This window comes from Alcanivorax sp. HI0083 (assembly GCF_001635175.1).
Genome location: NZ_LWFX01001235.1, coordinates 1 through 3,597 on the forward strand (window position 1 = coordinate 1; position 3,597 = coordinate 3,597).

Below are 3,597 nucleotides of genomic sequence, written 5' to 3' on the forward strand. Positions count from 1 at the left end.
TCACCCACGGTATCTCCTTCGCGGACCGAGGCGAGTTCCAGCAGGGAAAACGGTACAGACTTCGTCACAGTACACTCCAGATCCAGCAAACAACGGGTACCCATGATTTCTGATTACCCCGCAGTTTGTCGAGAGCACAATTATCGTGCCTGCATCACCCCTGATCGATCCCCGCCATTCAGCAGCAGGAAGTAACAACGAGTCGGCACCTCGTTTCTCTCGGATGCCCGCTTAAACAAAAAAGCCCCGGATTACCGGGGCCTGAAACTCAGCTTGCGTTACTTGCCTACGGGCAGTATTTGGCAATCAGTGCGCCATCATTGGTCACCCACTGAGTGATCTGTGAATAAAAGCTATCAGGCGTATTTAAGTGACCTGCGCAACCTGACCGCAGAAGCCAAGCTGCAACGTGCAGAAATACAAATATCGGCTTCGCCATAATACGAGGGCGGCTGCCCTCGCCCTCTTCTTCCATTGCTCTGCATGATGCTGTCGCCCTGCCTTCTGCCCTACCTTTTCCCGGCATCCTGTGGTTCACTGCCGGCATCACGCCCCGGAACACGGTTTGCCATGCCCACACTCAAATGCCCCAGTTGCGAACAGGTCCTGCGCCTTGCCGGCAATAGCTGGCACTGCGATAACGGCCACCAGTTCGATCGTGCCAAGCGAGGTTACACCAATCTGTTGTTGGCGCAGCAGCGCCGCTCCCGATCACCGGGGGACGACAAGGCCATGGTGCAGGCGCGCACGGCTTTTCTTGAACTGGGCCGTTATCAACCATTGGCAGATGCCCTGCTCGCCCACCTGCCGGATGAAGAACCCGCCTGGCTGGATATCGGCTGTGGCGAAGGCTGGTACACCGAGCAGTTTGCCCAGCGGTTGGGCGGCGTGAATGGTGTGGGCGTGGATATTTCCAAGTTCGCGGTGGATGCAGCTGCCAAGCGTAACAAGCGCATCACCTGGTTGGTGGCCAGCGGCGCCCGGCTACCGCTGTTTGATGCCAGCCAGCAAACCGTATTTGTGTTGTTCACCCGCCTGTTCGTGGACGATATCGCCCGGGTGCTGCAACCCGGTGGGGAGTTGATTGTTGTCGGTACCGGGGAAACGCACCTGCTGCCGTTGCGCGAAGCCCTGTACGACGATGTGCGGCAAAGCAGTTTTGATGCGGGCAAGTTTCTGGATGATCGCTTCGAGCTGATCTCCAGCGAGACCCTGCATTGCCAATGGGTTCCGGACTCAGAAGAAGAGCTCCGTAACCTGCTGGCCATGACCCCCCATCACTGGCGGGCACGGCCGGATGCGAAAGCCGGCATTGGCGCCCTGGCCGGCCAGCCCATGAACGGACATTTTGTGATTCAACGCTGGCGAAGGGTGGCGTAGATTGCGTTTATCAAACGTGATGTCGGGTTCGTGTCGGATTACGGCTACGCCTAATTCGACCTACCTGGAAAGGGTTTCGTAGGTCGAATTAGCCTGAAAGGCGTAACCCGACAACATGTCGCACAGCCCTCCCATCACCCCTCTCTTTTCCCAAGCACTCGCTCCAGATACGACAGCAAGTCATCCGCATTGCTCACCGGCGCCCGGTAAGCCAGATGCCCATCCGGGCGCATCAACCAGAGCCGGCCCTGATCGCCGAATGCGCTGGCAAACTCCCCTTCATGGTCACGCCAGATACGGGTGGTACCTTCACGGGGCACATCTTCATCTGCGGTGGCCCGCGCCGCAATCACGGTCAGGTGCACGCGCTCACGGTATTCCTGCCCCAAACGATCACTCAAGGCATACATCACCAGCCGCTCGTTATGCTCGGGGGATTCGCTCAGCTGCAGCAACAAATGATGTACCGGTTTGCGCAACAAACCGTGCAACTGATGCAGATGCCCGGTGCGCACGGATTTCAGCGCCGCATCCGGCAGCCGATCGCCCGGCAGCGGCCCCTGATGCCGCCAGCCCACGTCGGCCTCCGGCCCACAGGTGACCAGCGGCGAATTGCGATAATGCACATCCAGCTGGCTGGCCGTACGCAGCAGTCGACTGGAAATATTGCGGCGGCTGCCCGCCAGCTTCAGCAGGGAATCCCGGCTGCGCCGCAACATCGGCAGTTTCACCAATGACGCCCGTGACAGCATATCCACCCCGTAAAGCATTTTCTCCGCCACCGGGCGCCGTTCCTGCTCATAGCTATCCAGCAAGGCGCCCTGCCCAAACCCCTTGAGGTAAAACGCCAACTTCCAGCTCAGGTTGAACGCATCCGCGAGGCCGGTATTCATGCCCTGGGCGCCCAGTGGACTTTGCACATGGGCCGCGTCGCCGGCCAGGAAAACCCGGTTACGCCGGTAATGCTGAGCCAGCCGACGTTGTACGGAGAACTGGCTCAGCCAACGGGGTTCACCCAAATCAGGCACGTCCCCAAGAATCGACGTTAGCCGTTCGCTAAAAGGCGCCAGACTTAAGGGTGTTTCCGGCGTCTCACGGCTGGCCATAATCAGCCGCCAGCCCTGCGGCAGAGGCAAGGCCAGCAACAGCCCTTCTTCCCGCAGGAAACCATGGGAACGGTCGTTGCTCCAGGGCGCATCCCAGGGCACATCCGCCAGCAGGAAATGCTCGCTGTAATCCACGCCCTTGAAACCGATGCCAAGCTGCTCACGCACCGTGGAACCCACGCCATCGGCTCCCACCAGCAGCTCGGCATTGAATGTCTGCACCTCCGCCCCCTGGCGAATACGCGCTTGCACGCCGCTGCCGTCCTGACGGAAATCCAGCAGCTCGGCACTGCGAATCAACTCGCCGCCCAGCATCCGATATCGGTCGATCAACACCGCCTCCACCTCGGATTGCGGACAACTGAGCACCCACGGGTACGGCGCTTTCAGAGCAGTGAGGTCCAGTTCGAAGAGAAACCCTTTATCCCCGTATACCGATACAGCCTTGAGGCGCCGCGACGCCTTGCGGATCGGCGCCAGCACATCCAGCGCCTCAAAGATTTCCAGCGAACGGGCATGCAGGCCCAGCGCTCGGGAATACGGCGATGGCGCCGCAAGACGATCGATGATGCAACAGTGGATACCGTGGCGGCGCAAGCCGATACCCAGTGCCAGCCCGGTGGGGCCCGCACCGACAATCAGCACCTGCGGTGTGCGGTTCTCGCTAATGGCGATGGTACACTCTCCTTATGGCACCCTATTGGCGCCCCTGCCTGGCACTATGCCCACGGGGGTAGCCCGGTCTGCCTGCTGCCCACCGGACACGTCTCTGTGCCTGTGGCCTGCAACAGCCGCGCCAACACGTGAACGCTTACCCGAGCCCATCATGGCACATTCCACCACACCCTCCATGACGCCTGCATCGCGCAAAATTATCCACGTGGACTGCGACTGCTTTTACGCCGCCGTGGAAATGCGGGACGACCCTAGCCTGCGCGGCCGCCCGGTGGCGGTGGGCGGCGACCCGCACCGGCGTGGCGTGATTGCCACCTGCAACTACCCGGCGCGGCAATTTGGCGTGCATTCAGCCATGGCATCTTCCCAGGCCCTGCGGCGCTGCCCGGAACTGGTTATTGTGCCTCCGAACTTTGACAAATACCGCAAAGTTTCC

At 60.5% G+C, this 3,597-nt stretch carries 2 protein-coding genes and 1 pseudogene; 2 read left to right on the top strand and 1 reads right to left on the bottom strand.

Annotation, left to right across the window (positions count from 1 at the left end; genetic code table 11):
- The first annotated feature begins 570 nt into the window (after positions 1-570).
- Positions 571-1,380 (top strand): putative RNA methyltransferase, encoded by an 810-nt coding sequence (locus A3754_RS17945; RefSeq protein ID WP_063520796.1) that lies wholly within the window; start codon positions 571-573, stop codon positions 1,378-1,380.
- A 134-nt stretch (positions 1,381-1,514) separates the two neighbouring features.
- On the opposite strand, the gene A3754_RS17950 is transcribed toward A3754_RS17945, so the two are convergent.
- Positions 1,515-3,131 (bottom strand): FAD-dependent monooxygenase, encoded by a 1,617-nt coding sequence (locus A3754_RS17950; RefSeq protein WP_063520797.1) that lies wholly within the window; start codon positions 3,129-3,131, stop codon positions 1,515-1,517.
- 181 nt (positions 3,132-3,312) lie between these two features.
- Here A3754_RS17950 and A3754_RS17955 point away from each other — a divergent pair.
- A pseudogene (locus A3754_RS17955) lies at positions 3,313-3,597 on the top strand (DNA polymerase IV); the annotation flags it as partial.